Genomic DNA, 2,744 nt, shown 5'->3' with positions numbered 1-2,744 from the left:
TTGTTGTGGTGACTACCATTATACAGGATTTGGGGAGGTGCTCTATTTTCATGCCGTTACACACCTAGAGCCGCAAGGTCTCGGAATTATGAAATTTACTCAATTATATTCTTAAATATAATTACTAATTCTGCATATACAAAATTTAGTCAAAACTTGAAGCTATTGATGTATTTTCAGTTGTATACGCCTAGCTTGAAAATTCTTAGAGCAACTTGATAAATGTAAATATAACAAGGTGCAACCTGGAGTATAGATTCCTCCACGATAAAGATGTTTCCCCTTTTTTATAGAGCAGAACAAAATGATACAAAAACGGCAGGTAACCACTTATAAAATATGATTAGCAATCGACTAATTAAAGGATCTATTGTTACGGTAGAGGCTATTATATTCACATTTTTGAAAATCGATTTAGAGAACTCTTAGGTGGGAAACATTCTCATATTTAAAAAAGTGTAGTAATGACAAAAAACTTAAGAACCCATTCTCATCAATTGTAATTAGTGGATTGACCAAGTTAATCTTAAATAGTTTAAAAATATCACCTCATCTTTCATTACAAATAATGGATGGTATTTGCTTTAAAGCGCTTCGTAAATAAGAAAGCTTACCCCATGAACTTAATGTGAGTATCTAAATCAATAAAATTAGAGTTTCCACATTCCACCTTAATAATTTTAAAATTCATTTTATTCAAGAATTTCATGAAGAATACATTGCTAAGAAAGGTGTTGGTCAGAGATTTATGAAGAAGGTAATTTTACTTTCATTAATTTTAAGCGTCTTACTAAGTGGAAAAGCTTATGCAGGTGATTTAGGGATGCTTAGCTACTACTATAGTGATAGTTCAAGTATTGCTAGATATAAATCTAGTCCCTTAGTATATTTTGGCTCATTAGATTCAAGTGTTAGTGGCACTCAACTTTCTACTATGATAAACCACGCAACTAACCAATGGACTAATGGTGGGGTGAGAGTTACAACTACAACTAGAAAAGATTGGTCCAATATTGAGGTTTATGCAGGCAATCTTACTAGCTTGAGAACAATCTATCCCAGTTATGATTCAAGCAATACAGGTTTAATGAGGCCCCTATCTACTGCATATGAAGGAGAGTGGAGATATGCTGGGACCTACATTAAAAATGGCTTTCAACATCTTAGAACTCAAGTACTTATTAAAAATAGAACAGAAACGAATCTTACAACAAGAATGAATTATTATCGTAAAACAGCAACCCATGAAATTGGGCACGCACTTGGTTGGAGAGGACATAGCTCTTCTTCTAACGATATAATGTATAGTAGCTCTAGTGCTGTTCAAAATCTTACAACAAGAGATAAAGTGCACTTAAATCAAATCTACTAACTCGGAGGAAAAGTTTATGAAAAGAATTTGTCTGTTAGTACTTTTACTGATTCTTTCTGCTTGCCAATCACAAGAGCCAGTGAATCTTCAAGACTCAGAAAACACTGAGGAAGTAGATTTGGGATATATAGAAGAAGGAGAGAAAGAATACATTTTTGAAGACATAGAATCGTTAATTGACATGTCGCAATTTGTAGTGATTGGAGTGGTTGAAAAAGCTGAAGATTACGCTGTGGACGGTACAGTTTATAACATCAAATTAGAACATGTTTACAAAGGAAACATTAGTGATTCTTATATAAACGTTTATGAGAAGCCCCAAGACATGACAGTCGACCAAAGAGTGATCTTGTTTTTAGAGGGCTGGGAGAGTGAGTTATACAGTGAACCTCTTTACAACGCTCTAAGCGAATCGATTTTAGTAGTAGAAAATCAGAAAGTATTAGGGAAACAAAAATTTTTAAAAAACGATCTTGATGATGTAAAAACGTTATTACCCTATATCGAAAAAAAATCTAAAGAATCCACAAACAGCAAAAAAATCAGGAAAGTAAAAGATAGAGCCACAACCGAAAATGAGTTGATAGAGTTATCAACCTACGTGTCAGTTATAGTTCCCAAAGAAATAAGCATAGAGAGTAGTAATGTTAAACTAGTTAATTATGAGTTGGTGGAAAATATTAAAGGCACTCTTGCAGGAAGTCAGTTGTTTCTTCCTCCACATATAAAAATCGGGCAAAAATACAAAGTTTATCTTCAAGAACTAGATGATGGAAACATCACTTTGACAACTCGATATGGAAGTGTAGTACCAGTAGAATAAAAATAGAATGAACGTTCAAACATAAACTTGGTCAAATAAAAATCATTAGTTGCACTATAGCAGCTCTTTTAGTTATTTTGCTCTCTCTTACCATTAATTTAATTGTCAATTTTTTTAATAATTCTAGATTTCTGCAGTTGAATAAAAGTTGAATTATCTAACAATAAATATAGACAGGAAAGAGTTGTACCTTACTCTAAACAGCAAACTATTTCCAAAAGTACTTTGTACCTTTCAAATTTTAAGGTCGCTTATATATAAAAAGAATCATTAGAAAATGTATTGAAGGAGCACTAATTCTCTAAATTTAGAGATTGGATGCTTCTTTCTTGTATTCCTCTTATTTATGTTTGGATAATTAGTTATAATGCCATATAAGCTTTCGAATAAATCAGCCCTTATACACTCCTTTTTATATAGGATACTACACACTATTTTTTTTACTATATGAATCAATTTCATAAATCGCCCTTTTAAAAAGTGCAGACGATTTTTCGGATCATTTTTTCCGTTTTTTAAATTTAGGCAGCTGCTAAAGCGGCGTGCTTG

At 32.5% G+C, this 2,744-nt stretch carries 3 protein-coding genes; 2 read left to right on the top strand and 1 reads right to left on the bottom strand.

The window, feature by feature from the left end; all coding sequences use genetic code 11:
• Positions 1-748 precede the first annotated feature (748 nt).
• Positions 749-1,372 carry a matrixin family metalloprotease gene (locus tag ACFQ1X_RS15525; RefSeq protein ID WP_144841697.1) on the top strand — a complete coding sequence of 208 codons (624 nt, stop codon included), beginning with the start codon at positions 749-751 and terminating at the stop codon, positions 1,370-1,372.
• A gap of 16 nt (positions 1,373-1,388) precedes the next feature.
• Positions 1,389-2,195, top strand: coding sequence for a hypothetical protein (locus ACFQ1X_RS15520; RefSeq protein WP_144841696.1), 807 nt, complete (start codon positions 1,389-1,391; stop codon positions 2,193-2,195).
• Positions 2,196-2,465: 270 nt separating this feature from the next.
• Here ACFQ1X_RS15520 and ACFQ1X_RS15515 read toward each other — a convergent pair.
• The coding region (locus ACFQ1X_RS15515) for a hypothetical protein (protein WP_379083327.1) at positions 2,466-2,744 on the bottom strand (279 nt) is incomplete at its 5' end.

This window comes from Metaplanococcus flavidus (assembly GCF_042675885.1).
GTDB lineage: Bacteria > Bacillota > Bacilli > Bacillales_A > Planococcaceae > Planococcus > Planococcus flavidus.
This window is presented reverse-complemented; position numbering and strand designations above follow the sequence as displayed.

Bases quoted from the DNA above. Each gene is read 5' to 3' on its own strand.
- ACFQ1X_RS15525 (WP_144841697.1), top strand. From the start codon at position 749: ATGAAGAAGGTAATTTTACTTTCATTAATTTTAAGCGTCTTACTAAGT.
- ACFQ1X_RS15520 (WP_144841696.1), top strand. From the start codon at position 1,389: ATGAAAAGAATTTGTCTGTTAGTACTTTTACTGATTCTTTCTGCTTGC.